This window comes from Paraglaciecola marina, assembly GCF_004360155.1.
GTDB lineage: Bacteria > Pseudomonadota > Gammaproteobacteria > Enterobacterales > Alteromonadaceae > Paraglaciecola > Paraglaciecola marina.
The window spans coordinates 110,160-135,860 of sequence record NZ_SAIS01000007.1 but is presented as its reverse complement, the minus strand read 5'-3'; the positions used below and the strand labels follow the sequence as shown (position 1 = coordinate 135,860).

The 25,701-nt window shown below is 39.9% G+C and carries 23 protein-coding genes; 12 read left to right on the top strand and 11 right to left on the bottom strand.

Annotation, left to right across the window (positions count from 1 at the left end; translation table 11 throughout):
- Window positions 1-46: 46 nt before the first annotated feature.
- From EOK74_RS11465 to EOK74_RS11455, 3 genes are read left to right on the top strand one after another with little or no spacing between them, the layout of a single operon-like run.
- Window positions 47-940 (top strand): AraC family transcriptional regulator, encoded by an 894-nt coding sequence (locus EOK74_RS11465; RefSeq protein ID WP_133470148.1) that lies wholly within the window; start codon window positions 47-49, stop codon window positions 938-940.
- A 30-nt stretch (window positions 941-970) separates the two neighbouring features.
- Window positions 971-1,357 (top strand): MAPEG family protein, encoded by a 387-nt coding sequence (locus EOK74_RS11460; RefSeq protein WP_133470147.1) that lies wholly within the window; start codon window positions 971-973, stop codon window positions 1,355-1,357.
- A 38-nt stretch (window positions 1,358-1,395) separates the two neighbouring features.
- Window positions 1,396-2,097 carry a glutathione S-transferase family protein gene (locus EOK74_RS11455; protein ID WP_133470146.1) on the top strand — a complete coding sequence of 234 codons (702 nt, stop codon included), beginning with the start codon at window positions 1,396-1,398 and terminating at the stop codon, window positions 2,095-2,097.
- 52 nt (window positions 2,098-2,149) lie between these two features.
- On the opposite strand, the gene EOK74_RS11450 is transcribed toward EOK74_RS11455, so the two are convergent.
- The 3 genes from EOK74_RS11450 to EOK74_RS11440 form a co-directional block, all read right to left on the bottom strand.
- On the bottom strand, window positions 2,150-3,271 hold the full coding sequence (locus EOK74_RS11450) for a PepSY-associated TM helix domain-containing protein (protein WP_133470145.1): 1,122 nt from the start codon (window positions 3,269-3,271) through the stop codon (window positions 2,150-2,152).
- A gap of 86 nt (window positions 3,272-3,357) precedes the next feature.
- Window positions 3,358-4,557: an MFS transporter gene (locus EOK74_RS11445; protein WP_133470144.1), complete on the bottom strand. Its 1,200-nt coding sequence runs from the start codon at window positions 4,555-4,557 to the stop codon at window positions 3,358-3,360.
- Window positions 4,554-5,456 (bottom strand): isopenicillin N synthase family dioxygenase, encoded by a 903-nt coding sequence (locus EOK74_RS11440; RefSeq protein ID WP_133470143.1) that lies wholly within the window; start codon window positions 5,454-5,456, stop codon window positions 4,554-4,556. The genes EOK74_RS11445 and EOK74_RS11440 overlap by 4 nt, the downstream gene beginning before the upstream one ends.
- Before the next feature lie 327 nt (window positions 5,457-5,783).
- Between EOK74_RS11440 and EOK74_RS11435 the strand changes: the two genes are divergently transcribed.
- Entirely contained in the window at window positions 5,784-6,434 is a 651-nt protein-coding gene (locus EOK74_RS11435) for a TVP38/TMEM64 family protein (RefSeq protein ID WP_133470142.1), read from the top strand.
- Here EOK74_RS11435 and EOK74_RS11430 read toward each other — a convergent pair.
- Window positions 6,431-8,827, bottom strand: a complete 2,397-nt coding sequence (locus tag EOK74_RS11430; protein ID WP_133470141.1) for a fatty acid cis/trans isomerase — start codon at window positions 8,825-8,827, stop codon at window positions 6,431-6,433. The two genes, EOK74_RS11435 and EOK74_RS11430, sit on opposite strands and share 4 nt — an antisense overlap.
- A gap of 123 nt (window positions 8,828-8,950) precedes the next feature.
- On the opposite strand from EOK74_RS11430, the gene EOK74_RS11425 reads away from it, so the two are divergent.
- The 3 genes from EOK74_RS11425 (at window position 8,951) to EOK74_RS11415 (ending at window position 11,303) form a co-directional block, all read left to right on the top strand.
- Window positions 8,951-9,826 carry a DNA ligase gene (locus EOK74_RS11425; protein ID WP_133470140.1) on the top strand — a complete coding sequence of 292 codons (876 nt, stop codon included), beginning with the start codon at window positions 8,951-8,953 and terminating at the stop codon, window positions 9,824-9,826.
- Between the two features lie 79 nt (window positions 9,827-9,905).
- The gene (locus tag EOK74_RS11420; protein WP_133470139.1) at window positions 9,906-11,066 is read left to right on the top strand and encodes a Na/Pi symporter; all 1,161 of its coding nucleotides are present in this window, start codon (window positions 9,906-9,908) and stop codon (window positions 11,064-11,066) included.
- A gap of 12 nt (window positions 11,067-11,078) precedes the next feature.
- Complete coding sequence (locus EOK74_RS11415) at window positions 11,079-11,303, top strand: hypothetical protein (protein WP_133470138.1); 225 nt, start codon at window positions 11,079-11,081, stop codon at window positions 11,301-11,303.
- Window positions 11,304-11,379: 76 nt separating this feature from the next.
- On the opposite strand, the gene EOK74_RS11410 is transcribed toward EOK74_RS11415, so the two are convergent.
- The 3 genes from EOK74_RS11410 to EOK74_RS11400 all read right to left on the bottom strand — a co-directional run bounded on the left by EOK74_RS11410 (window position 11,380) and on the right by EOK74_RS11400 (window position 13,290).
- Window positions 11,380-11,643 (bottom strand): hypothetical protein, encoded by a 264-nt coding sequence (locus EOK74_RS11410; protein WP_133470137.1) that lies wholly within the window; start codon window positions 11,641-11,643, stop codon window positions 11,380-11,382.
- A gap of 201 nt (window positions 11,644-11,844) precedes the next feature.
- The gene (locus EOK74_RS11405; RefSeq protein WP_133470136.1) at window positions 11,845-12,222 is read right to left on the bottom strand and encodes a hypothetical protein; all 378 of its coding nucleotides are present in this window, start codon (window positions 12,220-12,222) and stop codon (window positions 11,845-11,847) included.
- 300 nt (window positions 12,223-12,522) lie between these two features.
- The gene (locus EOK74_RS11400; protein ID WP_239024095.1) at window positions 12,523-13,290 is read right to left on the bottom strand and encodes a Crp/Fnr family transcriptional regulator; all 768 of its coding nucleotides are present in this window, start codon (window positions 13,288-13,290) and stop codon (window positions 12,523-12,525) included.
- 290 nt (window positions 13,291-13,580) lie between these two features.
- On the opposite strand from EOK74_RS11400, the gene dnaK reads away from it, so the two are divergent.
- Window positions 13,581-15,488 carry a molecular chaperone DnaK gene (dnaK, locus tag EOK74_RS11395; RefSeq protein ID WP_133470134.1) on the top strand — a complete coding sequence of 636 codons (1,908 nt, stop codon included), beginning with the start codon at window positions 13,581-13,583 and terminating at the stop codon, window positions 15,486-15,488.
- A 143-nt stretch (window positions 15,489-15,631) separates the two neighbouring features.
- On the opposite strand, the gene EOK74_RS11390 is transcribed toward dnaK, so the two are convergent.
- Window positions 15,632-16,987, bottom strand: coding sequence for a hypothetical protein (locus EOK74_RS11390; RefSeq protein WP_133470133.1), 1,356 nt, complete (start codon window positions 16,985-16,987; stop codon window positions 15,632-15,634).
- 201 nt (window positions 16,988-17,188) lie between these two features.
- Between EOK74_RS11390 and EOK74_RS11385 the strand changes: the two genes are divergently transcribed.
- A complete protein-coding gene (locus tag EOK74_RS11385) occupies window positions 17,189-19,216 on the top strand; it encodes a TonB-dependent receptor (RefSeq protein WP_133470132.1) in 2,028 nt (675 codons plus the stop codon).
- 1 nt (window position 19,217) lies between these two features.
- On the opposite strand, the gene EOK74_RS11380 is transcribed toward EOK74_RS11385, so the two are convergent.
- A complete protein-coding gene (locus EOK74_RS11380) occupies window positions 19,218-19,658 on the bottom strand; it encodes a cupin domain-containing protein (RefSeq protein WP_133470131.1) in 441 nt (146 codons plus the stop codon).
- A 97-nt stretch (window positions 19,659-19,755) separates the two neighbouring features.
- On the opposite strand from EOK74_RS11380, the gene EOK74_RS11375 reads away from it, so the two are divergent.
- The gene (locus EOK74_RS11375) at window positions 19,756-20,331 is read left to right on the top strand and encodes a TetR/AcrR family transcriptional regulator (RefSeq protein WP_133470130.1); all 576 of its coding nucleotides are present in this window, start codon (window positions 19,756-19,758) and stop codon (window positions 20,329-20,331) included.
- A gap of 491 nt (window positions 20,332-20,822) precedes the next feature.
- On the top strand, window positions 20,823-22,565 hold the full coding sequence (locus EOK74_RS11370; RefSeq protein WP_239024094.1) for a diguanylate cyclase: 1,743 nt from the start codon (window positions 20,823-20,825) through the stop codon (window positions 22,563-22,565).
- A 300-nt stretch (window positions 22,566-22,865) separates the two neighbouring features.
- Here EOK74_RS11370 and EOK74_RS11365 read toward each other — a convergent pair whose 3' ends face one another.
- Window positions 22,866-24,041, bottom strand: a complete 1,176-nt coding sequence (locus EOK74_RS11365; RefSeq protein WP_133470128.1) for an MFS transporter — start codon at window positions 24,039-24,041, stop codon at window positions 22,866-22,868.
- 154 nt (window positions 24,042-24,195) lie between these two features.
- Here EOK74_RS11365 and EOK74_RS11360 point away from each other — a divergent pair, with 154 nt between their 5' ends.
- Window positions 24,196-25,080 (top strand): LysR family transcriptional regulator, encoded by an 885-nt coding sequence (locus EOK74_RS11360; RefSeq protein ID WP_133470127.1) that lies wholly within the window; start codon window positions 24,196-24,198, stop codon window positions 25,078-25,080.
- A gap of 256 nt (window positions 25,081-25,336) precedes the next feature.
- On the opposite strand, the gene EOK74_RS11355 is transcribed toward EOK74_RS11360, so the two are convergent.
- The gene (locus tag EOK74_RS11355; RefSeq protein ID WP_133470126.1) at window positions 25,337-25,654 is read right to left on the bottom strand and encodes a DUF2956 domain-containing protein; all 318 of its coding nucleotides are present in this window, start codon (window positions 25,652-25,654) and stop codon (window positions 25,337-25,339) included.
- Between the last annotated feature and the right edge of the window lie 47 nt (window positions 25,655-25,701).

Sequence of the window (25,701 nt, the reverse complement as noted above, 5' to 3'; positions counted from 1 at the left end):
CAATTTTAGAGTTTAACATAGCTTCACTACCTAATAGGGATTAGACATGAAATACTTAGACAGCATTCAACTTGGCATTGACTACATTGAAGATAACCTAGACACCCCCATACCGCTTACCTCTATTTCAGCCCATGCCAACATGAGCCATTGGCATTTTCAGAGAATATTTAAAGCCCTAACAAACGAAACCTTAAAGGCCTATGTTCGCTCAAGACGCATAGCCAACTCTATGGATATCTTATTTGATAAAGAACGTTCAATACTAGACGTTGCCATTGCTTCTGGCTTTGAGTCCCACGAGTCTTACACCCGCGCATTTCAAAAGTTATTTGGATATACCCCAAGCGACTATCGGCAACGGGCCAGCCAAGCGTTAATCATTAAAAAAGCTCGGTTTGACCAAGGGTATTTAGAGAACCTGCATCAACACCTCAATTTAGAGCCCCGTATTTATACTAAGCCAGCCAAAATATTGGTGGGCATAAAAATCGAAGTCATTGGTATTGAGTCAGAAAAAACAAACATAGCAGATAAACTTCCAGCATTGTGGGAAGGCTTTATGCCTAGGCTAGCTGAAATCAGCAATACAATAGAAGGTACTTGTTACGGCATTATCACTGTTGAAGAAAATGCCAGTGGTGAGCAAAAGCTGTTTTATATGTCGTGTGTGGAGGTATCAAAAGCCTCAGATATTCCAAAGGGAATGGTGACGACTCAATTACCAGAACAACAATACGCTGAGTTTCAGCACACTGGCCAAGTTAATACCGATCATTTTAATCGCACCATTAGCTACATCTACTCAAGCTGGTTATTGCGCTCAAACATGAAGCATACCTACGGCCCCGATGTTGAAACCTACGGACCCGAGTTTAACTACCAATCTGACGACTCAATAGTCTATTACGCTGTGCCCATTGAGCCACAATCAGCTTAAGTCACTCCATTACCAATTAAGTGAACACCCATGTATTACATTGAATTAATTGCCATGCTAGCCGTAGCCCAGTATTTATTTTTTGGTGCAATGACAGGTAAAGCTAGAAGAACCAGCGGTTTAAAAGCACCTGCCATAACAGGCTCGCCAGTGTTCGAACGCATGTATCGAGTGCAAATGAACACACTCGAAATGATAGTAGCATTTTTACCATCCTTGTTTGTGGCAGGGCAACATCAAAACCCTATATGGGTGGCCGCCATCGGCTGTGTTTACTTAGTAGGTAGATTTATCTATTGGCGAGCTTATATCAGCGGACCATCATCTAGATCCTTAGGATTTATGTTAACCCTTGTCCCCATAATGGTACTTGCTGCTTTAGCAATATTTAGTGTAGTAACTGCACTTTTTAACTGAATTCAACATTCAATTTTAAGCGTTTAACGAGATGAAAAATGATTAAATTATATAGCTTTGGCCCTAGCTTAAATGTGCCTGACCCAAGCCCTTTTGTATTGAAAGTAAACTTTTTGCTTACTGTTTCAAAGCAGCCCTTTGAAGTACTCAGTGGTACACAATATTTGCAGAAAGCACCGAAAGGAAAACTCCCATATATTGAAGATGGCGATAAAACCGTATCCGATAGCTTTTTTATAGAAAACTACCTAAAAGACACATATCAGTTTGATGTTAATAGCCACCTAAGCCCCGAGCAAAATGCTATATCCCACTTAGCATGTGCCAGCCTAGAAGAGCGCTTATATTGGTGTATTGTACATTTTAGATGGGTGTACCAGAGTAACTGGGAAATAATCAAACCCACCTTTTTTGGTAGCATGCCATTTCCACTAAACAAGATAATCCCTAAGGTTGCCCGAAAAGGCATGATAAAATCTATGCATGGCCATGGTATAGGCCGTCACAGTGAAGCTGAAATACTGCAAATAGCCGAAGCTCAATTACAAGCTATGAGTGATTTACTAGGAGACAAAGAGTACTTTTTCAATAACAAACTCAGCCTACTCGATATCACTAGCTACGCCATGTTAGCGCAAATACTCTTGTCCAATATGCCGTCGCCCTTAGTTGATCTAACCAAGGAGTACAGTAATTTAGTGGCATTCTGTGAAAGGATACATTCAGCTTACTACAGCTAATAATTAGGTTAATTACCTAATCTAATTCAAGTTACTATAAAATACAAAGCCACTAAACAGTGGCTTTGGCTCTACTGTTTTTCCAGCGCCTTATCGACATCATTATACCTGTATACACCAACAAACAGGCTAATAGCGAAGCAATACCCGCTATGGTTTGGCCGATTAACCCGTACACTTCACCAGTATGTAAAAAACGAATGTAGTTTCTAATTTTTCGATAGGTTGAATAGTCATCAAAGGTTTTCTCTGCCACTAACTCACCACTTAGGGTGTCTAGACACACGCTTTTCTTCTTTTGAGGCTCGCCACCATTGCCCATATCCAGATCAAATATTTGCAGACTTAGTGCTTTGTTTGGTGCCGAAAAACTAATAGTGTTCCAATCTGGGTTTGCCTTACTAACGTTTATAAATAACTGTTGCGTAGTTAGGGGCTGCAGAGTAATTTGCGAGCTTAACGCCACCGCTTTAGGAAAGCTTTTAGTACTTGTTGATACTAAGGTTTCTAGGGTTTTACCTGGCCATTTAAATGAGAAAAAGAATGCTGTAAAAATCACCACAATTAAAATAGGCGCCATATAAAATCCAAAAGTATTGTGCCACTGGTAGTTTCTAGCTTGTTTGCTAGGGTGTTCTTTTGTGAGGATCAACTTTTGTTTAAAGGCTCTTTTCTTAAACCTAGATGGCAACCATAAATACAAGCCTGTTAGTGCCAATAAAAAGAAGATGATATTTGCAATACCATTTACCCAACGGCCCGTTTCACTGAACTTTCCATCAAGGGTTAACCAGCGATGAAAGGCTCTGACCTTACCCATAAACTCTCTCGTTCCTTGGCCTGGCTCTGCAATCTCTTCGCCAGAGAACGGATTCAAATAGGCTAAGGTTTTACGACCATCTTTTATCACAAAAGGAGCATTGTGCTGTTTTGAAAAACTAATAGTAGAGGCTTGTTTTGTAGGATATGACTTAGCAATAAACACAATTTTATCTAAGGCTAAGCGACTGGCGTTCTTACTAGGAGCCACGGGAAAGTTAGCCTTTTGAGCACTTTGAATAACTTGTCTTTCATAGGTTAACGCAACACCAGTAAACGACATTAAAAAAATAAATATCGCTGCACTGCAGCCAATAATAAGGTGAAACCAAAAAAATAGTTTTCTAAAAGTCATATCAATCTCTAACATAGGCTCATTATTGAGCTAGTTTTTAATACTTAAAAGGTCTTCTAGTGTGTAACCCGACGTCTATATCACTATTAAACACCATCAATTTCGGTACTGGTATTTACTCTCTGAGATACAGACAAAAAGACACTTAAGCCCAATAGGAGAATACATAAAAGCATACCAATTTGAGTGCTAGTGGCTAATGCCTGGACTCCCCAAACTTCAACCACTTGCCCCGACAACACAGCCGCCCAAGCAAATCCACTGGTGAGTAGAGGCGTAGCTACTGCTGCCCATTTCCCCTCATTATCAAGTGTTCCAGCTAACGACAACAATACAGGGAAGCAAAATTGTAAGGCACAAATAGCGGGAAACAATCCCATTAAAAATATAGTTGGGGAGGGGCTGTTAATAGCCACAGTCCAGCCTATTGCACACACAACAAAAGCGCAAAACAAAGGTTTTTCTGGACCAAAACGGGTACTACACATGCCACCAATTAAACAAGCGAAAGCCGACACAAATAGAATAAGCCCAATACTATTGCCAGACTGTTCAAAGGTCATTCCTAAGTTAGTCGCTATGGTAAACATAAAGGCAAAACCTTGGCCGCTAAAGGTCACAAACAACACACCCATAATAATGATAATCACAGGCCGCAAACTGATGTTAAAGGCTGTATTCTCAAGCTCTGGTGCACTTTGACTTTCTACCCTATCTACTGCTTTATGTTTATAAACAAACATGGCTAACCAAAATACTGCGCTTAAGATAGCACTAAATATGAAGCCACCAGCCACACCGCTTTTTTCTGTGGCCATGCTAGCGCCCGCTACCATGAAAGACATGAGCAACACGCCTATCATGTCAACTAAGCCAAACAGGGTACCAGCCGAGTTTGAACGGGCTATAAAGCTTGATGTTATCCCCATCAACACTCCCACACTGATACCGCTAAACAGTTGCAGTAACAAAGTAGAAATGGCATAACTAAAGAACAAACTGTTTCCTATTTGGCAAGCGACTAAAAGCAAACCTGCATAGCTAATAATGCGTCTATATGAATACCGCTCTAATAATTTTGCTACCACAAAGGTAGCCAGAGAAATGCCAATAAAAGGTGCAGCCACCAACCAACCTGCAAGGCCAGCTTTAAAGCCTACCTCATTCATAAATTGCGTTAACAACACAGGCTTAACTGAGCTAAACAAGGTGGACATAGAAAACGCAGCACTAGCCGCAATAATCAGCCCAATGTAAGGTATCAAAAAGGCAAAACGATTTTTCATTTAGCAAACCTCTGTTTATGGGTGGCCTGTATCTTTTCTTGAATATGCTCACCAGCTGTTGTTGCAGTATATCTGCAGGGCTGTTCGTCAGATATAAATTGCTGTAACGGCTCAACCCAAGTTGGGCTATCTGGGTCAAAAAACATTGCGATGGATAACCTGTCTTTACCATGAGTACAAGGTGCCACCCTATGCAGAGTTGAGCGATAATGGCCATTACTCCACCGCTCTAATAAGTCACCGCTGTTGACCACAACGGTATTTTCTCTGGGCTCAACCCCTTGCCATTCGTCATTATGATTTAACACCTGCAAGCCGCCTACACTGTCTTGAAACAACAAGGTTAAAAACCCGTAATCTGTATGGGCTCCTGCCCCTAATTGCTCTTCAATAACCGAGTCTGCAGGTTGGGCTGGGTAAAATAGTAAACGTAGAGAAATGCTCTCACCATTGTGGGTCGAACTAAAAAAGTCCTCATCAAGATTCAAGTGTTTAGCCATGGTTTTCTGCAAGGTATGGCCCGCAGCTAGGGCATTAGCATAAAACTGCTGCATCAGGGTTTTAAATTCCACAGATGGCCAGCGATCGTCAGCTATATCTCCCATAATGATATTACGCATAGTGAAAGTTTCTTTTAAATCAGCAGGGGCATTAGGATCTAAGTTTTCTTCTTTTAAGCCTTGATACCCAAAGTTTTCTTTTGCAGAGCGATATTGACAGCGCAGCTTAGTGCTTTTATCTCCGCTAAAAAAAGCTCGGCTTTGGTCATACACTTTTTTAAGCAGTTCAGTATCTATACCAAAATCACTAATTTGCATAAAACCTAAATCACTCAGACTATCGTGAATGGCTTGGCCAGCGTTAGGATCTTGATTAAACTGAATGACAGGTATAGACATGGCTCATTTCCTTTATTGATATAAGTGAGACTGTGGCATTAGCATATAGGACAAACGTGAAACGCAAAGCAGGCAGAGTTTTACATGAGTAGACGAGTATAAATAATTTAAGTCACTTAGGAATTAACCAGTAAAATAGCAAAACCAGCTTTTATCCTTTATTGAAAATACTAAACGCTGTTTATTTCAATTGCAATTATGAAAACAACCGCAACTTAATAGGAAGAAATTTCTAATAAATTCAGTTAAAGGGATAAGTTAACCTGATAAAGTACTCCCCATTAAAATATGCACTGTTAACCCACCACATTAATTAAAAGAGCTGTAGTGAAAGCATTAGTAAAACTCATTTTGTCTTTAGCATTAGTGTTTATCAGCATATTTATAGTGATGAAACTCACTGGCATCATTACCATTGATAAAGTCGAAAACTGGCTATTGATAGCAAAAAACGCAGGCGTGTTAACACTGATACTAATTGTAATAGTTATACTATTATCAGACCTGCTACTGTCTATCCCTACCCTTGCCACAGTCACCCTGAGTGGATATTTTTTAGGACATACTTATGGCGCAATCGCTAGTTTAATAGGCTTGATGTTAGTGGGTATGCTGGGATATGTGGTGAGTTATCACCATGGCGAAAAAATCGAAAAACGTATTTTACCAACTTCGGAACAACGCTTAGATGCTAGACAAAACTTTAAAAAGCATGGCTACGTAATGATACTTTTTTCTAGAGCTATTCCCATGTTGCCTGAGATATCAGCTTGTATGGCAGGTATGACTAACATGCCCTTTAGTAGATTCATAGGAGCTTGGTTGCTGAGTATCACTCCTTATATTTTAATTTGTACCTATGCTGGCTCAGTTAGCTCCTTAGATAACCCTGCCCCTGCAATCTATAGTGCAATAAGCGTCAACGTGCTCCTTTGGTTGGCATGGTATTATCATCGCGTAAAGACAAAGTGCAGCTAACGATTTTCCAAGCGGTTGTAATCTAACAGGCCTCCCTCGATTGGTTTATGTGCCATAAATGTTTGATGCAACCTATCACTAAACGACCAAAATTCGGGTGAGGTACGTCGTAATGCAAATATATCTAAAAAAGCTTCATAATCTTGCTGAGTCTTTATTTGCTGGGCCTTGGCCACTAACTTGGCAATATCGGCTTCTTTTACATGCCAAAACACATCTGGGTAACTCCCTAACAAGCCATGCACTAAGGTCACATTATCATTTTTAAAATCACGATTACCTTCTTCAAAAAACAAACTATTTACATTGTAGTGAGCACTATTACGTACCAAAGTAAATATTTCAGGCTCATCACTATTTTCTAGCTCAACCATTATCATACTTAGCTCTGGCAGGATGGCAGCACTAAAGCCCTTTAACTTATTGAGTTCGGCAAGTAGCGCCTTGTTGTTATGGCTCAACTTACTATCTTTAATTTTGTATTCGTTGGGTTGCACTGATTTAAGGTGTTCAGCAAACATATCAAACAGTTCTTCTTTATAATTTTTAGTGGTGAATTCTATGCCACTTGGTTGGTAAAACTTATTAACTTTACCTTGCATGAAAGAAGTTAACTCTGGACCTGCTTTTTGATACCAAGACTTATGCACTTCACTACGACTCTGAGGTGGTAAAAATGCTAAGAAGTTTGCCTCTCCTTCAAGCCGTAAAAAGTCCATATATAAACGAGTTAACAATTGATGACCATAGTTACCGTAAACATCAAAACCAGCTACCAACAAATAATGAATACGCTCAAGTAGTGGATAATCTATAACCCAAGCTGTTTTTGGTGGCGCACCAACCAACCCCTTAATTACACTAGCATTATCGAAATGCCTAAATATGGTAAGGCTAGCGTTATCATTGCTGCCATCACCATTCCAAATATCATCAATAGAAAACTGTTGGCCGCCTTCTACTGCCGAATTCATAAACTTGTGCCGAGCACGTACATAGTCCCCTTGACGTTTTGCATACTCAACCCAATTCACAGCCAAAGCAGTACTTTCCTGTTCAGCAGGTAAACGCAAGTTGTCACGTTGAGATTCGTAAAAAGCATTCAGCTCTGGGGATGTTGCCACTTCTGGTTTTACAAAATACACCCAAAAATGATCGTTGATCACGTTAAGGGCCACCTGCCCTCGGCAAACAGGACCTTTGATGTAACCCATAATGGTGTTTTGGGCACGCTCTAACATAAAACGATAGCGAGCATTTACCGGTAATTGCGCAAACGCCGTTAAAGGATTAGCCGCTACTTCTGGTTCATAACTTGGCATAGAGGTGACTTTATACTCAGCATCCACAAACCATGATTGCCATTTGTCCATTAAAGGCTGATCCACGGCATAGGGCTGGTGAGTTTTGGTGACTATAGTTGAGACAACAGGCTGTAATCGGTAATACACACGAGATACATCAGGTTTATCAAAAGGACGGCGACTAGCAATAATATCAATGGGCTCACCAATAGGCGTTCTTGATCGCACTAAATTATAAAATTGCGGTTGAGTGTCAGGTTCAACTAATTCGTTAAAATATAAATGAGTGGTGAACAGGTGCTCATAAATATATCGAGCGCTTAATTGCATTTTTAAAGAGTCGGCATTTAAGAACCCTTCTACATTATCTACCGCTTGCTGTTGCTCTGCTGAAATTGGCGCTTGAGAAGGCATATAGGCACCTTTTTCAATCCACGCCATAAGTGTGTTGTGCTCATCAGTCGTTAGTTCGGGTAAGGCATAGGGCATACCTGCAAAGGGTTGGGTCTTAGCATAATAATCAAACTCTTGGATGGTTGGGCATTCTTGCGCCCTATCAATACTTACGTCAAATCGGTCGTCTAATAACTTGTCATTAGGTAATGGATGTTGCTGCTTTAGGGTTAACATTTTTGCTAAAACAGAGGCTTGAGTATTAGCCACTGGGGTTTGTTGCCGCTCGTTCAGTACTGGATAAAAACCACGCTCCCGCCACTCTATAGGGTTTAATGCATCCATAAATAAACGATTAGGCGTGGCCGCTAATAGGCGATCTCCGTGGTAAACCATTTCTTTATTGGCTCCACGCTCTATGCCTTCAGGTGAGCTCATTTTCAATTGGCAAGGGGCATCGTAACAAGCATGACACACCACACAACGCTGTTCGATTATGGGCGCAACATCATTTTCAAAAAATTGACTCGCAGAGCTATTGGATGAGGCTTGCTCTATATATGCAGAAGCTCGGTTTTCTGAGTTCTCATCACCATAAAGCTTATTCAAATCCAAGTTAGCGATAGTCGCACAACCGGACAAAATCAAAACCGCAACGATGAAAATTTTCAATTTCCGAATATATGTGTTTTGCATAGTTATTCCACTCAAATACATTATAAACAGCCACATATAATGATAACCCACTGTCCCTTAGCTAACAATTTTACATTTGTAAGCTAGGCTTAACTTTATTCAACAACATGGACAGTACTGAATATGCGCTTTTCAAAATACTTTTATGCTCTAGTTGCCACAAGCCAACTACTCGCAGTAATTAATTTATCTTTAGCCAGAGAATCAGAGCTATATAAATCCAGTCAACCACAACAACTTGCGCAAGTTTATCAAGACAATATAAAGGTTAAAGAATATTGGATAAGCGAAAAGCTAGACGGTATCCGTGCCCGCTGGACAGGTTCAGAACTTATCACCCGAAATGGCAATAGAATTCATGCACCTAGCTGGTTTGTAAAAGGCTTCGGCAATCAAGTATTGGATGGTGAGTTATGGTTAGCACGTAATAGTTTTGAAAAAACTGCCTCAATTGTTTTACGAGATACTCCCACAGATGAATGGAAGCAAATCAAATATATGTTGTTTGATTTGCCCCAACATAAGGGAGATTTTACCCGTAGGCTTAGTGACTTAGAAACGATAGTAGATAACTCCACCAATCCCTATTTGTTCGTTATTCCCCATTTCAAGTTAAATACTAAAGATCAATTGATGGCCAAGCTACATGAGTTGGTAGCCCAAGGTGCTGAAGGGTTAATGTTGCATCATCAAAGAGCGACCTATCAGAATGGTAGAAGTGCAAACTTGCTTAAGCTAAAAAAACACCAAGACAGTGAAGCAACTGTGGTTGCCCATTTGCCAGGAAAAGGTAAATATCTTGGTATGTTAGGAGCCATACTGGTAGAGCTAGATAGCGGCCTACAATTTAAAATAGGCTCCGGCTTTAGCGACCTACAAAGACGAAACCCACCTCAAATAGGCACAACCATCACCTTCAAATATTATGGATACACCGCAAAAGGTATACCCCGTTTCGCAGTTTTTTTGAGAGTTAAACCTAATTTAACCAAGAGTTAACTGAGCAAATTGACCACTGTCATAACACTGACGCATTTCATTCGTACACTAAGCTAGTCAATATTATTGGATAGTAAGAATGAGTGAACTCACTAGCACCCTTTCAACCCACAACCCAGACCGTACTTCGAACCACTTATCTCAATGGTTTTTTGTTGCCCTACTCGTTTATCTACTTATTTGTGCAGTAAGCATTATTGGGGGCGGCTTTAAAATGGCTGCTGGAGGCCATGCAGAAGAGCTATTTGCCTTTGCAAGCAACCCTTTTGCAGGTTTGGTAATAGGTACAGTAGCGACAGCTTTAATCCAGTCTTCTTCGACGGTTACCGCCATTATAGTAGGCCTAGTAGCTGGCGGCTTGCCAGTTTCAGTGGCGGTTCCTATGGTGATGGGGGCAAATATTGGCACCTCTATTACCAATACCATAGTGTCTTTAGGTCATGTAAAAGCTAAGGAAGAATTTTCCCGAGCTTTTTCTGCCGCCACAGTCCATGACTTTTTCAATCTGCTTTCAGTACTGATATTTTTACCTTTAGAGATTGCCTTTGGATTACTTGAAAAGTTAGGCTCTTTGCTTGCCCAATTATTTTATGGTGGCAGCGAAGTTTCAATGCATAGCTTCAACTTTGTAAAAGCTGCTACCTCTCCTGTTGTCAGTAATGTGAAATATGCCATGCAATCATTTGGCGACCAGACTGGTGGGATCATTCTCATCATATTTGGGATCATACTGATTTTTATATCCATCACTTTGGTGGGAAAGCTACTCAAAAAACTCATGGTGGGTAAAGCGCGGCAAATAATGCACTCAGCCATTGGGCGCAGTCCAATATCAGGAATTTTTTCTGGCACACTGGTAACTGTATTAGTGCAATCTTCGTCCACCACCACCTCATTGATGGTGCCCTTAGCGGGTACAGGGTCATTTAGCTTAAAGCAGATTTATCCATTCACCCTAGGGGCAAATGTTGGAACATGTATCACAGCAGTATTAGCAGCAACCGCAGTAACGGGTAATAGCGAAGCGGCCCTACAAATAGCTTTTATTCATCTTACTTACAATATTTTAGGGGTATTACTCATATATGGATTGCCATTTCTTCGTTACATACCAGTGCAATGTGCCGAATGGTTAGGACGTAGCGCATCTGAAAATAAAATGGTCGCTTTAGCCTATATTTTAAGTGTGTTCTTTATCGTACCTGCTCTGTGTATTCTTGTATCGAACCAATTTCAGTAAGGATTAAAGCCCATGGCAAATGTCAACGTACTTACTACCGAACGTCTGAAAGCCTTGATTGCAGATACTGAAGGTACACTCAAACAACTCACCATAGAGTTAGAAAGAAGAGAGTTATTGAAACAAGAAAACGCTATTGAAAACTTAGAAGAACATATGAAAGACGCTGAATTAAGCTTAGATACCATACGTGAGTTTTTAGCCTATCTTACTAATGATTTAAAAAGCCGAGAGTAGGCCCGATATATAGTTTTAAGTGGGTAATAAGCAAAGCTACCGCATTGAAAATGTGACATAAACGTGCTTAGCAGTACTATTTATTGTCGGTAGGAGCAACCATTTTACGAGTCAGTTTGTCCGAAATATAGTTGTAAAGCGAATACAAAACCAACACCAAACAACAAGCCGAAATAACGCCACAGGGCACCCACACCACCCAAAGCCCAGTGTTATAACCACCAATAGCCATAACACCCAATATAACAGCAACAGATAACTCAATAACTAAGGCTTCGAAATTCAAATAATAACTAGGCTCTATAGTTTTTGCTGCATAATGATTAACCTTAATGCTCATACCATCCTCCTTGTAAAACATCAACTCGATAGAGGCACCGAGTCTGTTTTGATTAGGCCATACTGATATATGGCCTATAGGTCAAGATGATATCAGGTGTCGAGTCATAGTACAATAAATAGGCAGAGAGGAGTTGTTCAGTAAGATCAAAATTAAATCTGACATTTTCTAATCATTGCCTGTTAATTCAGCTTAACTAATTTACTTTGACACTGTTCCAAAACACTCGCCGCCAAACTTTACAAACGCCCCCCCATATTCTTTGTTGCATGATTGCAAACATTGTGACTCTGATTCGAATGTGCCTAATCCAGAAGAAAATTGATTGAATGGTATTCCTACTTTGGTACCTACTTTTATGCATAAGTCTTCAAGACTTTGCGTTGAGCAGACTTTATTTTCGCCGCTACCAGAACAAACTTGATTTGCCGTTGGATTATAGGCATTTATACATGCCCCTTTTCCGGCCATACCTGTTTTTGGTGGTTTACATATTAAAAATGTATCTGCATAAGTTGATGTTAGCGGAACTAGCATCAAAGCCCCCACTGTAAGCCACTTCAATCTAATGAAAAACATAATACCTTCCTTAATTTACTGATTATTGTTACTTCGACTCGATAACGAATGCCGTAATTTTTCTTTCTATGCTAAGCAAATAATCAGTGTGAGAGAATCCAAAAATCTCTCAGTAAAAGTCTGGTAATTTGCCTATAAATAAAATGAAGCGCACTGAACGTAGATGTGGTAAATGAAAAAATAAGTAATGGAGGATATGGGATGAAGGAGGAGATAAAACTCTGCAAACTAATAGGCTAGGCTCCTATGCATAACTACAAGGTAGCTAAAAGATCATAATAAAAACTCAGAAAAAAGCTCTCAACGCTTTTTGTTGGGCGCTTCAATTAACCGCGTATTGGGCAAGGTATCCGTATATTTAGCTTCTTTCTCCAAAGCTTCTAAATCTTTTACTATCAGCTGATTACGCTTTTTATCTATGGTACCGTCTTTCTTCCAAAGCTGTAGCTGTTTATTCACTATTTGCCGCACTGTGCCAGACATTCTGGCTAGGGTGTCGTCGTTTAAGCCATTCACTAAATGGTGCTGATGCTCTTCTTCTTTGCGGCCGGTATAAAACTTAATTTTCTTAATGTGTTTTAAAATGATACGACTTAAACGTGTGGTGACATTGTGCAAAATCACACTACTGGCTTGCTCTTCTTTCTCGCGCATTTTTTGAGCAAGATAAGGCATAAACTGTTTATTGAACTCTGGGTAGGTCCACAACCAATTACGCATGGTATCCAGTTTAACCGACAGCAACTTAACCGTACTCAAAGGCGACACTATGACATCGTGGGGTTGGTCATCTAATAGCACAATCAAATCAAAACAGTCACCGGCGTACAGCATATCTAAGGTGGTTTCTCGACCTGTCTCTGGATTACATTGTTTGATTTCTACTTGGCCATCTAACACCACAAAAAATCGTTGCGTCAATAATTTAGGATCAAAGTATTCACCTTTGTGCCATTCGTTTAATAAAAACTCTTGTTGAAAGTCTTCTATTAACGTAGCCGGCAAACCCGCAAACATGTTTGCTTGTTTCACCAATACTGGGCTGGCTTTTTGCGGTAAATGAGACACGTCTGGGTGCATAAAAAATTAGATTTAAGCAGTACTGTAAATAAGTAAATTCATTCTACCCTGTTGTGGGTACATACCCAAGCGACATCAAAATAACAAACTTTCAATTACTGTCACAATTGTGACATCGGCATTTTTTTAGCCTGCGTATTATAGCCCCACTAACCAAACATCTTGAGTGTTAGCGGCAAAGTTAGTTAGTCAATATCAAGGTGTTTATGTGGTCAAACTGCTTACTTGGTCAACACCATAAGCATTAGATTAAACCAACTAAATATTAGGTGATTATTATGACAAAGATTATAGGTATTGATTTAGGAACAACAAATTCATGTGTAGCAGTGATGGAAGCAGGCAAAGCAAAAATTATTGAAAATGCCGAAGGTAGCCGCACCACACCATCGATTGTTGCTTATGCAAATAACGAAACATTAACCGGTCAACCCGCTAAAAGACAAGCGGTGACTAACTCAACGAATACATTATTCGCCATTAAGCGTTTAATTGGTCGTAAGTTTGACGACAAAGAAGTACAGAAAGATATTAAGTTAGCGCCTTACAAAATTGTAAAAGCAGACAACGGCGATGCATGGGTTGAAGTCAATGGTAAGGCCTTGTCACCACAAGAAGTATCGGCACAAATTTTACGTAAGCTGAAAAAAGACGCCGAAGCCTACCTAGGTGAAACCGTTACCGACGCAGTAATTACGGTACCCGCTTACTTTAATGATTCACAACGTCAGGCCACTAAAGATGCAGGTAAAATTGCAGGACTTAACGTGAAACGGATTATTAACGAACCTACAGCTGCAGCACTGGCTTATGGCGTAGACAAAAACAGTAAAGCCGACCAAAAAGTCGCAGTATATGATTTAGGTGGTGGTACCTTTGATGTGTCGATTATCGAAATATCAAACGTGGATGGCGAGAAACAATTTGAAGTACTCGCCACAAACGGCGATACCTTTTTAGGGGGTGAAGACTTTGACTTACGCCTTATTAACTACCTAGCGGATGAGTTTAAAAAAGAAAGTGGTATCGATGTACAACAAGACTCTTTGGCACTACAGCGTATTAAAGAAGGGGCTGAAAAAGCAAAAATCGAGTTGTCATCGGCATTACAAACCGAAGTAAACTTGCCATACATAACGGCTGATGCAAGTGGCCCTAAACACTTAAATGTGAAGGTAACACGAGCCAAACTAGAGTCGCTGGTAGATGACTTAGTAAAAAGCACCATTGCGCCCTGTGAGCAAGCATTAAAAGATGCAGGTGTGAGTATCAGCGAAATTAGCGAGGTGATTTTGGTAGGTGGTCAAACACGTATGCCCAAAGTGCAAGACGCAGTTAAAGACTTCTTTGGTAAAGAGCCACGTAAAGATGTCAATCCGGACGAAGCAGTAGCACTTGGTGCAACTATTCAATCTGGCGTGTTATCCGGTGAAGTTGACGATGTATTATTGTTAGATGTGACCCCTCTATCACTTGGTATCGAAACCCTAGGCGGCGTGATGACTAAGCTGATTGAGAAAAACGCTACCATACCCACGCGGGCATCAGAAGTGTTCTCAACAGCTGAAGACAACCAAGCTGCGGTAACCGTACATGTGTTACAAGGCCAACGTGAAATGGCAGCAGATAACAAGTCACTGGGTCAATTTAACTTAAGTGACATCAGCCCTGGGCCAAGAGGCTCAGTGCAAATTGAGGTCACCTTTGATATTGACGCAAATGGTATATTAAATGTGTCAGCTAAAGACAAGGCCACAGGTAAAGAGCAAAGCATTGAGATTACAGCTTCTGGTGGTTTAACTGAAGATGAAATCAATCGCTTAGTGAAAGATGCCGAACAGCATGCTGGCGAAGACAAACGAAAACGTGAGTTAGTTGAGCAACGTAACCAAGCAGACCAACTGATACATACGGTGCAAACATCGATGACAAGTTTGCCTGAAGCACAGCAAACTGAGCTTAAAACCTTAATTGAACAGCTTAAAATGGCAGTTAACGGTGATGATAAGTCAGCCATTGAAATGCGCCAAAACGCATTACAACAAGCTTACGCTAGCATAATGCAAGCCCAGCAGGCTCAGACGCAACAACAGGGGCAAGCAAGTCAGCAGCAAGACGCGCCAGCCAGCAATAGTGCTAACGACGATATAATCGATGCTGATTTTGAAGATGTAAGCAACGGTTAATCGTTAAATACAACAAGGCTTGTATAAGCAAGCCTTACTTTTAAAATACTAGTTTTGATAAATACAAAGCCCCTAATACTCAGTATTAGGGGCTTTTTTTATCTTATAAAACACCAGTATGCATTACCAAACTAAAGCTAGGTTTAAGTTGGCACCGCGCCATAAGCAACCAACAAAATAAGCAACAATCCCACTAAGGCAACCATAATAATGGTATCCAAAATATCCATAGTGTGATCTTTTTCTAGTAAAGAAGCCAAAGTGTGCATAGTAGGAAAAAGAAAAATCAACAATAATATATTTGGCACCGAGAATAACAGAGGGAAGTCATCATGGTTGGGATCCACAAAGCTTTGATAATAAGCAATTGCAAGAAAGGTAAATGGCACTGTTAAATATAATAATTGGGCGATACCACCAAATGCATTTGCTAAGGCTATGCCGTATTCTTTTTTACGATGAGATGTCCACAATATAACGTATTCGCTCATGCCAGCAAAAACCGCAAGTATTAAGGCTGCGACTATGCCACTCACTCCCATCTCATCGATAACCAAAGATGCAAATTCGGCGATGCTTTCCCCCCCTAATACTGCCCCTAACATCCCCAAAATAAGTAAAAGGGCGATCTGTCCATAACCACAGCGCTCCACATTTTTGAATGCAAGTTGTTGACGTTCTTCCATTTCATGCTCTGTTAACTGCAAAGTCGTCTGTACATCATCTTCTTCCTTGCCAATATCTCTGACTAATTTATAGAGATACACCACAAATATAATTAACAACAAAACGGCAACCACAGCCAAGTCAAAAGCTTCAAACCCTTGTTTAGGATGGCCACTTGAAGAAAGAACCAACATCACCACGCCTAGCACTAAACCTAAAGCGCCACCAGCTATCAATACTTGAGTACCAGCATCGGTTATCGGCTTTGGCATCAGAAATTTTCCCATATAGTTTTTTGGTAAGAAGAAAGAGTAAATACTAAAAACTAAGGTGTTGTTATAGATGGTTATCATAGTCACAATAAATGCGGTTAAAGGGCTAACAGGCACAAGAAACGCAATTACTACCAATTCTGGTAAGGTCGATAGGATTTCAGAGGCGGTACCTGCAACATAGTGTGTCCAGCCCATTCGCGCAGCAAATCGCTCAGTCGCTGTCACTAACACCTGACATGCCACCTGAATAATCAATAACCCCACTACAAGTGAAAAAACGGCCTCAAGATAAGGAGATATAGCTACCGAATTTAATTTTAATACAAACAAAGCAAGCCATAATGCATAGCCCACCAACATACGCTTCATCCAAGCTGGAAATTGACGATGCAAGTGAGCAGGCAAACCCAAATGTAAAATTGAAAGCCTGTCTGGATCAATACCGGCCTTTCTAAGGTTACGATGCAATACTGGTGACGCACCGGGTAATCCAGCACTCACTTCTGGACGAACTTGCTCAGAAGAATCTTGCGAAGGGGCTGATTTTGTATGTTTCAATGTCACTCCTTAATAAATCTCACCTAGAGAAAATACCTCAACACGATTGAAAAAATACCATCAATTAAGGAAAAACTGTGATGTATCAGAAATTTGGGTTCACTAACATTTTAGGATATTAATCTTTATTGTATTATCTCGCGATTATTTTTGGAGTATTAACTTCTCCTTTTGTTAAAAATTATTGAGACATTTAATTTCATGAAAGCTTTGTTATATATTCCCATTTTTGCCATGAGCACTTACGTTTTCGCTGACGGTGCAGGATTTGAACACTTTGTTGTTTATGGTAAGCAGGCCCATTTAATTGGGGATTCATTATCGGCCTCTGAAGGCGTCATAGGTTATGGCGACATTCAACAACGCCCTATATTAAGAGCTGGCGAGGTTCTAGAGTTTATTCCTGGCATGGTTGTGACTCAACACAGCGGCTCCGGTAAAGCTAACCAGTATTTTTTAAGAGGCTTTAACCTAGATCACGGCACAGATTTCAGTACCACTATAGATAGTATGCCAGTCAATATGAGAACCCACGGTCATGGCCAAGGTTATACCGACCTTAATTTCATTATTCCTGAGTTTGTCGAACGAATCGACTATCAAAAAGGCCCATATAAAGGCACGCAAGGCGACTTTTCTACAGCAGGCGCCGCTAACTTTTCGTTAATGTCGATCATCCAAAACCCTTTAGCCAAAGTTGAATTAGGTGAAAACGGTTATGTACGCGGTGTTGTGGGTAACAATGTGGCCACTGATGAAGGAAACTTTGCTTTTGGAGCCGAGTGGCAACAATATGATGGCCCATGGACAGACGTAAATGAAGATGTAAACAAAACTAACCTATTTGCTAGGTATCAACAAGTGTTAGCTGGCGGCATGTTAAACGTCACTTTTTTAGGGTACGACAATAGTTGGAATTCGGCAGACCAAATACCAGAACGGGCAATCACGTCTGGTTTAATTAACCCATTAGGTTCATTAGACACCACAGTTGGTGGCGAGTCTAATCGCTACAGTCTATCTGCAAACTGGCAAAACCAAGATTGGTTTGTATCTGGTTATGCCATCACCAGTGACTTAGATTTATATTCAAATTTTACTTACTTTCTTGACGATCCAGTTAACGGCGACCAATTCGAACAAGTCGACGATAGAAATATCTATGGCGGTAATATCACTAAAGTATTTTCTGTTGATACGGACAACTACCACCTCCATCAAAAAGTAGGGCTAGATGTACAGTATGACGATATTGCTGAAGTTGGCCTTTACAAGACCAAAGAAAGAGAGCGCTTATCCACGGTTCGTACTGACTCGGTTGACGAGTGGTCTGCTAGCGTATTTTATACAGTAGACGCCTATATAGGTGAAGACTGGATTGCCAATGCAGCCATTAGGCATGACTACTTATCAGTCGATGTTAAAAGTGACTTAGATGCCAATAGTGGTAAAGCTAACGACCACATGACAAACGTAAAAGCCGGTATTAGCTATTTGATTGATGACCAATGGCAGGCCTATGCTAATGCTGGGCAATCGTTCCATTCTAATGATGCTAGAGGCGTAGTCATTAGCCTTGATCCAACAACATTAGAACCCACCGACCCAGTAGACCTTTTAGTACGCGGTCAAGGTGCCGAAGTTGGCTTACGGGTATCACTTATCCGTAGGTACAATATGTCTTTATCATTGTGGTGGCTAGAAAATGACTCGGAATTAGTATTTGTAGGAGATGCAGGTAATACCGAAGCGAGCCGAGCTTCTGAACGCAAAGGAGTAGAATTTTCCAGTAACTTTTGGTTAACCCCTAACCTCACCACTGATCTGGAGCTAGCGTGGACACATTCTCGTTTTAGTGAATCAGCGGAAGGTGAAGGTGATTATATAGACGGCTCGCTGCCATTTGTTGCCAGTCTTGGGATCAACTGGGAAGTAAACGATCAGCTAAACACAAACTTACGAGTTCGCCATTTTGGAAAGCGGACCTTGGATAGCTTTAATGAAACCCAATCAAATAGTTTCACCGTTGTGAATGCCAACGCTCAGTATCAACTAAACGATTGGAGGTTAGACTTATCAGTGCTGAACTTACTCGACAGTGAAGACCACGATATAGACTACTTGTACACCAGCAGATTGCCAGGTGAAGCCGAAGAAGGCGTTGAAGATATCCACTACCACCCTATTGAACCACGCACGGTTAGAATGGGCGTCACCTACCAGTTCTAAACTATAAAAAACTTACTTTATGCCGGTCTCCGATGGCTGGCATTTTCTGTAAATCTTGTGGAATAGATTTTATTGTGTCGTTTATTTCTTGAAAAAATGCTTGAGAATGGCTTGGAGAGTCAAACAATATCATCAACCCTTCTTCTTCAGACAATCCAGTAAAAGCATGGGATTGGCCCGCAGGAATCAAAGCATAATCACCAGTCGACAAATGGTGTTTTTTAGCGCCTATACAAAGTTCTATATCTCCTTTGAGAATATAAAAAGACTCATCCCAGGGGTGGCAATGGGGCGGTGCGCCTTTTCCTTTAGGAACTGTATTTAACATACTCGAATATCTATTTTGTGTGTCTTTACTGGTACTTAGAAACTGAACTTTCATTCCTAATACATCTAACCAATCTCCCTCATTAGCTTGTTTTACTATAGTATTTGTAGTCATTACTCTCTCCTTTTCATATTTGTAAAAATAGTGCCAAGTGGATAAAATATAAACAAAGACAGAATAAACGTCAATATGGCATGAGGTATGACAAAAAATGAATCTGCTACAAAAAAAGAAAAATGAGCTAGCGATTAACTTATTACTAGATGCTGCTTGTGAATTAATTCAAACTCAAGAGGTGAGCGAATTAAGCTTTAAAAAAGTTGCCAAACAAGCCCAAATATCCGAACGAACTATGTTTAGATATTTTCGAACAAGAGATGATTTTCTTGATGCTTTAGCTAAGCGTTTACATAATGAATTAAATCTACCTCCCCCACCTGACACTATCCACGGTATTACACACTATTTAATTTGCTTGTATCAAAAATTCGATGCTCAACCTCGTAAAGTTATGGTGTTGTTAAGCGCTGATTTATTTCCAAGGGTATTAAATAATTCATCGGAAGTTCGATTTAATGTTTTTAAACAACTATTAATTACTGCTTACCCAAAAGCCGAGCAAGCAGAAGTGATAAAAACAGCCGCGAACTTAAGATATCTTATAAGCGCCACAAGCTGGCGGTATTACAGGATCAATTATGACTTTGACCTCACCACATCGACAGAATGCGCGCAACTTATGGTGCTACAAGCCATAGATTACCTAGACCAAAAATATAAGAATTAGCAGATATACTTTTTCTGCTTGTACGGTTTAGCTTGAACCCAATGTGTATTGTTACTCGTTGTATTTTTGGTATTTAAACATCAATTCAACAACACTAGAGTCTTCTTACAGGGGAAAGTCATGTATAAAACTTAATACTTAAGCAACTTCCTAGGTGATTTTTCACATCCTCAAAACTGCTAGGCTATTTATTGAACATTAAAACTAATCAATATCTTACGAGTGATTATGTATAGGAGTTTCAAATAACTAATGGTTTGCAAATTTTCAAAAAACGACTGTCTTTTTGCCACACTGGGCTCTAGATCTAAATGACCCATAAAAGCTCATGGTGGGGTACGAGGAATATAGCGTTTACTTTATTTACTCTCTTCATCTTTACTTGCTTGAGTAATGTTTCATTTGCGCTCGATTCAAATACCGAGCCACATGAACACTCCCTTAGCTATGAATCTGTAGAGAATTTAGTCCAAGCGATTAAAACAAGTCGAATGGACTATTTAAAAAGTGCTGAAGCCTTGGAGCGTGCTTTTAATATCAGTAAAAAAGAAGGCTGGAAAGATATCCACTTTGCTACTGCGGTACTTTATGCAGAGCTACTTTTTAGACAAGAGAAATACTCAGAATTAGATCGCCACCTTAAAGCCTATAATATGGATCAGGGACTACAGACCCAGAAAGATTTGTATTTAATGCTACTGGAAACAAAATTGAAGCTACTACTCAGAGCAGACGACCCTGAGCCCGCCCAAGCTTTAATGAAGCAATTAAAACTATTATTACCTGAATCCTCGCCCAAGGAAAAAGTGACTATATTTCGGGCGCTGGCTTACTACTACACAGATACAGATGCATTAAAAAACACCTTGGATGTGTCCCTAGAAGGACTGGAACTATCAACAAATATACAAGATGTCCCTTCTCAAGGTTTCTTTTTAAGAAAAATAGGAGATACCTACAATTATCTAGGGCAAAAAGATAAAGCAGTAGAATATGCCCGAAAAGCAGCTGCTACCTATGAAAAAACCAAAGAAGAGCTTTTTATGTCAAAAGCCTACTGGAGCTTAAGCAACGTACTGTTAGAGTCCAACCAAAAAGAAGAGGCCATTGTATATTTGAGAAAAGCTCTTTCATATTTTAAGTCAGTCAATATGTTGAAAGGCCTCGCATTTGCTCAATATTCCCTAGCAAACGTTTTATACACCCAGGAAAAGTATCAAGAGGCTTTAGGTACAGTTAAAGAAAACATAAGTCTTGCAAAGGCTGCTGGCGTTTATGATATGCAGTTAGCATCCATGATTTTATTAAGTGACATATACATAAAGCAAGGCTTGCTTGAAAAGGCCAACAGCGTCAACGACCAGGTATTTTCTATACTCGATAAATTTAGTCGCAGTTATTACAAAGCAAACTTTCTAAAGAAACGATATGAATTAAAACGACGCCTAAAAAGAACTGACGAAGCATTTGAAGCCATAGAGCAAGAGCTCGTATTTACCCAAAAGCACTTAGAAGCCACCAGCGAAAATAATATAAAAACACTTCAAGTGAAGTTTGAAGTAAAAGAAAAAGAAGAAGAAATATTAAGACTCTCCCACCAAAACGATATTAATGAGCTTGAAGCCAAACAGCAGCATCAACAAAAACTGATTTGGCGATTAAGCACTGCAATTGCAGTGATTCTAATCGGAATTTCCTGTTTTTTATTTTACAAACAAGTGCGCCAGCGCCAAAAATATCACTCAATCGCATTAACAGATTATTTAACAAATTGCCCAAATAGACGGGGCATAATGCAAGAAGCTGCAGATAAAATTCAAAAACAAGAGATAACAATAGCCATTGCAGACTTAGATTATTTCAAAAAAATTAACGACCAGTTTGGCCACGATATCGGTGACTTAGTCTTAGTTGCATTTGCCAATGCAGCCAGAAAAACACTGTCAGAAAATGACAAGTTTGGGCGCTATGGCGGTGAAGAATGGTTGTTTGTATTAGACACTACCAACAAATCTGATGTGCAAGATATCTTCACTGGTTTGAGTAAAAACTTTGCAAACTATTGTGTTGATATTAAAGCGAATAACCCCGCTATTAACTGGGACATAACATTTAGTATGGGGGCAACTACTAGTACCAAAACCAGCGATAACCTTGAAGAACTTATTATTCAAGCTGATAAACGACTTTACCAAGCAAAAGAAAACGGCCGAAACCAGTTGATTATTGCATAGTTAATTCTGCTGACTCCCGAAGAATATGACCAGCAAATAACTGATAAGCTCGCGCCAAAAGGATAATCTAAAACTTTCCGATTTGGGTCTGTAAAGGATGCCGCCTTAAAGTAAAACCAGAACTTGGATATTAGGTGAATTAAACCTAACTTAATTTGCATTCAAGTCTTTTCTTACTCCAAAGCGGACGTTTAAGAAATCTAACACTCTGCTCCCATTGATAGAATAAAATGAGTGTTTTACTAATTTTTAGATTGGGAGTCATAATTAGCCTCGTTGGGGGTTGCCCCCAACTCTCCGTTAGGCTTGTTGTAATTGAGCACGTGAATCTAGGAAACCTGAAATTCTTGTGAGAACAATTGCGATGACAACAATTACGGCAGCAACCCAAGGGGTATTCATTAAACCTGCTTGTTCAACAATCAGCCCACCTCCCCAAGCTCCAAGTGCTATGCCGACATTGAAAGCGGCTATGTTCAAACCTGAAGCCACATCGACGGCGTCTGGGGTGTACTGTTCTGCTAATTTTACAACATAGACTTGTAAGCCTGGCACGTTCCCAAAGGCAAAGGCTCCCCAAACTAAAATGGTAATGATTGCGGCGATTGGATTTGCAGCAGTAAAGTTAAATATAAATAATATTGCAGCAAGACCAGTAAAAATGATGGTAAGTGCCTTAATAGGGCCCATTTTATCAGCCATTTTCCCGCCCCAAATATTACCAATAGCAACCGATACGCCGTAAACCAACATAACCAAGCCAATAACACTAGGAGCTAACCCTGTAATTTGGTTGAGAATAGGCGCTAAATAAGTAAACGCGACAAAGGTACCGCCATAACCAACAGCTGTGATGGCGTAAACTAATAGCAATCTTGGCTGGGTTAATACTTTTAATTGGGCTGAAATTTTTGCAGGTTTAGCTTGAACTAAATTATTTGGGACAAGTATTGCACTGCCTAGCATTGCAATTAAGCCTAAGGCTGAAACGGTTAAAAATGTTGCTTCCCAGCCAAATTGTTGTCCTATATAAGTCCCTAGTGGCACGCCAGTTACCAAAGCGACTGTCAATCCTGTAAACATGATTGCTATGGCGCTAGCAGCTTTCTCTTTAGGTACCAAACCTGTAGCAATAGTAGAGCCGATTGAGAAAAACACACCATGTGCTAGCCCCGTTAGGATTCGGGCTACGATCAGCGCTTCAAAACTAGGTGCTTGCCACGCTACTAGGTTACCAAAAACAAATAAGCCCATAACAAATAATAGAAGGTGTTTTCTGTTCCACTTACCCGTTAACGCAGTAAGTACAGGGGCTCCAATTGCAACACCTAGTGCATATAAACTCACTAGTAAGCCTGCGGAAGGAATCGATACATTTAGGTCTTGAGCCATGGTAGGGAGTAAACCTACGATAACAAATTCTGTCGTACCTATTGCAAAGGCACTGAGTGCTAATGCAAGTAATGCTAATGGCATAATCATCTCCAAGTATTTTTAAAAAGAGAATGGTAGAAAGTGATAGCAATAAAATTGAGCATCACTTTGTAGGCGCTATTATTAATCGCTATACTGTTGTGATAAATGGCATTATTAACAAATTACTTTTGCAGAAAATAAAAGGAATACTAGTTTGAAAACACGCTCAGATGATTTGGAACTTTTGCTTTGTGTTGTCGACTCGGGAGGGTTTTCTGCCGCCGCCGATGTGCTAAATATTCAAGTTGCTCGTGTATCTAGAGCAGTAAGCAAAATAGAGCGGCAACTAGGCGTTAATATTTTAACCAGAACAACAAGACGCACAGAGCTCACAGACGAAGGCAGAAAATTTGTCAACTCGGTACGAAGTGCTTTGCAGTCTATTCAAGTGGCAGAAGATGACATTATTACTCGAGGAGCATTACCTGCTGGTAGGTTACGGATTAATGCAGCTAGTCCCTTTATATTTCATCAGCTTATTCCTTTGATCCAACCTTTTAAATTAACCTATCCAGACATAGAGCTTGAACTTAGATCTAATGAAGGGTTTATTGATTTAATAGAAAATAGGACCGATGTTGCCATTCGCATCGGCAAACTCGAAGATTCAACTTTGCACGCAAAGGTACTCGGTAGAAGTCCTCTTTATATTGTTGCGTCACCTGAGTATATTGCTAGACGAGGCATGGCTAGACTCCCTCAAGACTTAAAACATCATGATATTATTGGATTTTCGGACATTAAATCACTAAATAAATGGCCTATTAAAGGGGGGGAGCTTGTTGTTCCTACTTTAACGGCAAGTAACGGAGAGACAATACGACAACTAGCGTTATCAGGCAATGGAATCGCCTGTTTATCAGGGTTTATGGTAGATGCAGATATTGCATCAGGTGCTTTGATAACATTATTAAATCCATATCGATTACTCAATACAGATAGAGAAAAAGTAAATGCCGTTTACTATCAATCCTCTCCTGCTGCTAAGCGAATATCTGCATTTCTAGACTTTATTAAACCCCTATTGCAACTTGAATAGTTGGCATTGCATACCAATTTTTATTGCCATTAGAACATCAACTTTCCCAGGATCATTATCGTTCAACCGGAAAATTTATATAGTCCGCTTGGGGCGTAAAGCCGAAGTTAATATTTAAAGTATGGGAAAATAGCTTTAGGCAAATTTATGACTGTCTGATTAGCTCTAAAGCATTTGGTCATAAATATCAGACGAGTCTGAGCTTCTATATTTCAATTGCGCTATTAACTTCTAATATGAATATCCCTGTTTTACTTTAACTAAACATAATAAAACTAATAAAACCCAACCAGCTTAATCCAAGTAGTATCCAGGGAATTTTAGTAGCGCCATGTTTTTCAGTAATCCCTTCTTCAGAAGCTGGAGTCTGCGAATATTCTTTTTTAGTTTGCTGCTTTTTTCGCTTATCTATCTCTCTCATTCTTTTACTTTGCTGTTTTTTATATTCAGCTATGCCCTTTTCTATACCTTGGGCAATCAATTTCGTTTGCTCTTTTGTTTGTCCTTGCTTTTGCCTGCTTTTAGCAATTTTCATAGCTTGAGCTTCTAGTTCTGGAGATACTTTATTTTTCATTTTTTTAAATATAACAACTTACTGATTTTAGGTTGAACCTGCTGCAC

Bases quoted from the DNA above. Each gene is read 5' to 3' on its own strand.
- EOK74_RS11465 (WP_133470148.1), top strand. From the start codon at position 47: ATGAAATACTTAGACAGCATTCAACTTGGCATTGACTACATTGAAGAT.
- EOK74_RS11460 (WP_133470147.1), top strand. From the start codon at position 971: ATGTATTACATTGAATTAATTGCCATGCTAGCCGTAGCCCAGTATTTA.
- EOK74_RS11455 (WP_133470146.1), top strand. From the start codon at position 1,396: ATGATTAAATTATATAGCTTTGGCCCTAGCTTAAATGTGCCTGACCCA.
- EOK74_RS11450 (WP_133470145.1), bottom strand. From the start codon at position 3,271: ATGACTTTTAGAAAACTATTTTTTTGGTTTCACCTTATTATTGGCTGC.
- EOK74_RS11445 (WP_133470144.1), bottom strand. From the start codon at position 4,557: ATGAAAAATCGTTTTGCCTTTTTGATACCTTACATTGGGCTGATTATT.
- EOK74_RS11440 (WP_133470143.1), bottom strand. From the start codon at position 5,456: ATGTCTATACCTGTCATTCAGTTTAATCAAGATCCTAACGCTGGCCAA.
- EOK74_RS11430 (WP_133470141.1), bottom strand. From the start codon at position 8,827: ATGCAAAACACATATATTCGGAAATTGAAAATTTTCATCGTTGCGGTT.
- EOK74_RS11425 (WP_133470140.1), top strand. From the start codon at position 8,951: ATGCGCTTTTCAAAATACTTTTATGCTCTAGTTGCCACAAGCCAACTA.
- EOK74_RS11420 (WP_133470139.1), top strand. From the start codon at position 9,906: ATGAGTGAACTCACTAGCACCCTTTCAACCCACAACCCAGACCGTACT.
- EOK74_RS11415 (WP_133470138.1), top strand. From the start codon at position 11,079: ATGGCAAATGTCAACGTACTTACTACCGAACGTCTGAAAGCCTTGATT.
- EOK74_RS11410 (WP_133470137.1), bottom strand. From the start codon at position 11,643: ATGAGCATTAAGGTTAATCATTATGCAGCAAAAACTATAGAGCCTAGT.
- EOK74_RS11405 (WP_133470136.1), bottom strand. From the start codon at position 12,222: ATGTTTTTCATTAGATTGAAGTGGCTTACAGTGGGGGCTTTGATGCTA.
- dnaK (WP_133470134.1), top strand. From the start codon at position 13,581: ATGACAAAGATTATAGGTATTGATTTAGGAACAACAAATTCATGTGTA.
- EOK74_RS11385 (WP_133470132.1), top strand. From the start codon at position 17,189: ATGAAAGCTTTGTTATATATTCCCATTTTTGCCATGAGCACTTACGTT.
- EOK74_RS11380 (WP_133470131.1), bottom strand. From the start codon at position 19,658: ATGACTACAAATACTATAGTAAAACAAGCTAATGAGGGAGATTGGTTA.
- EOK74_RS11375 (WP_133470130.1), top strand. From the start codon at position 19,756: ATGAATCTGCTACAAAAAAAGAAAAATGAGCTAGCGATTAACTTATTA.
- EOK74_RS11370 (WP_239024094.1), top strand. From the start codon at position 20,823: ATGGACTATTTAAAAAGTGCTGAAGCCTTGGAGCGTGCTTTTAATATC.
- EOK74_RS11365 (WP_133470128.1), bottom strand. From the start codon at position 24,041: ATGCCATTAGCATTACTTGCATTAGCACTCAGTGCCTTTGCAATAGGT.
- EOK74_RS11355 (WP_133470126.1), bottom strand. From the start codon at position 25,654: ATGAAAAATAAAGTATCTCCAGAACTAGAAGCTCAAGCTATGAAAATT.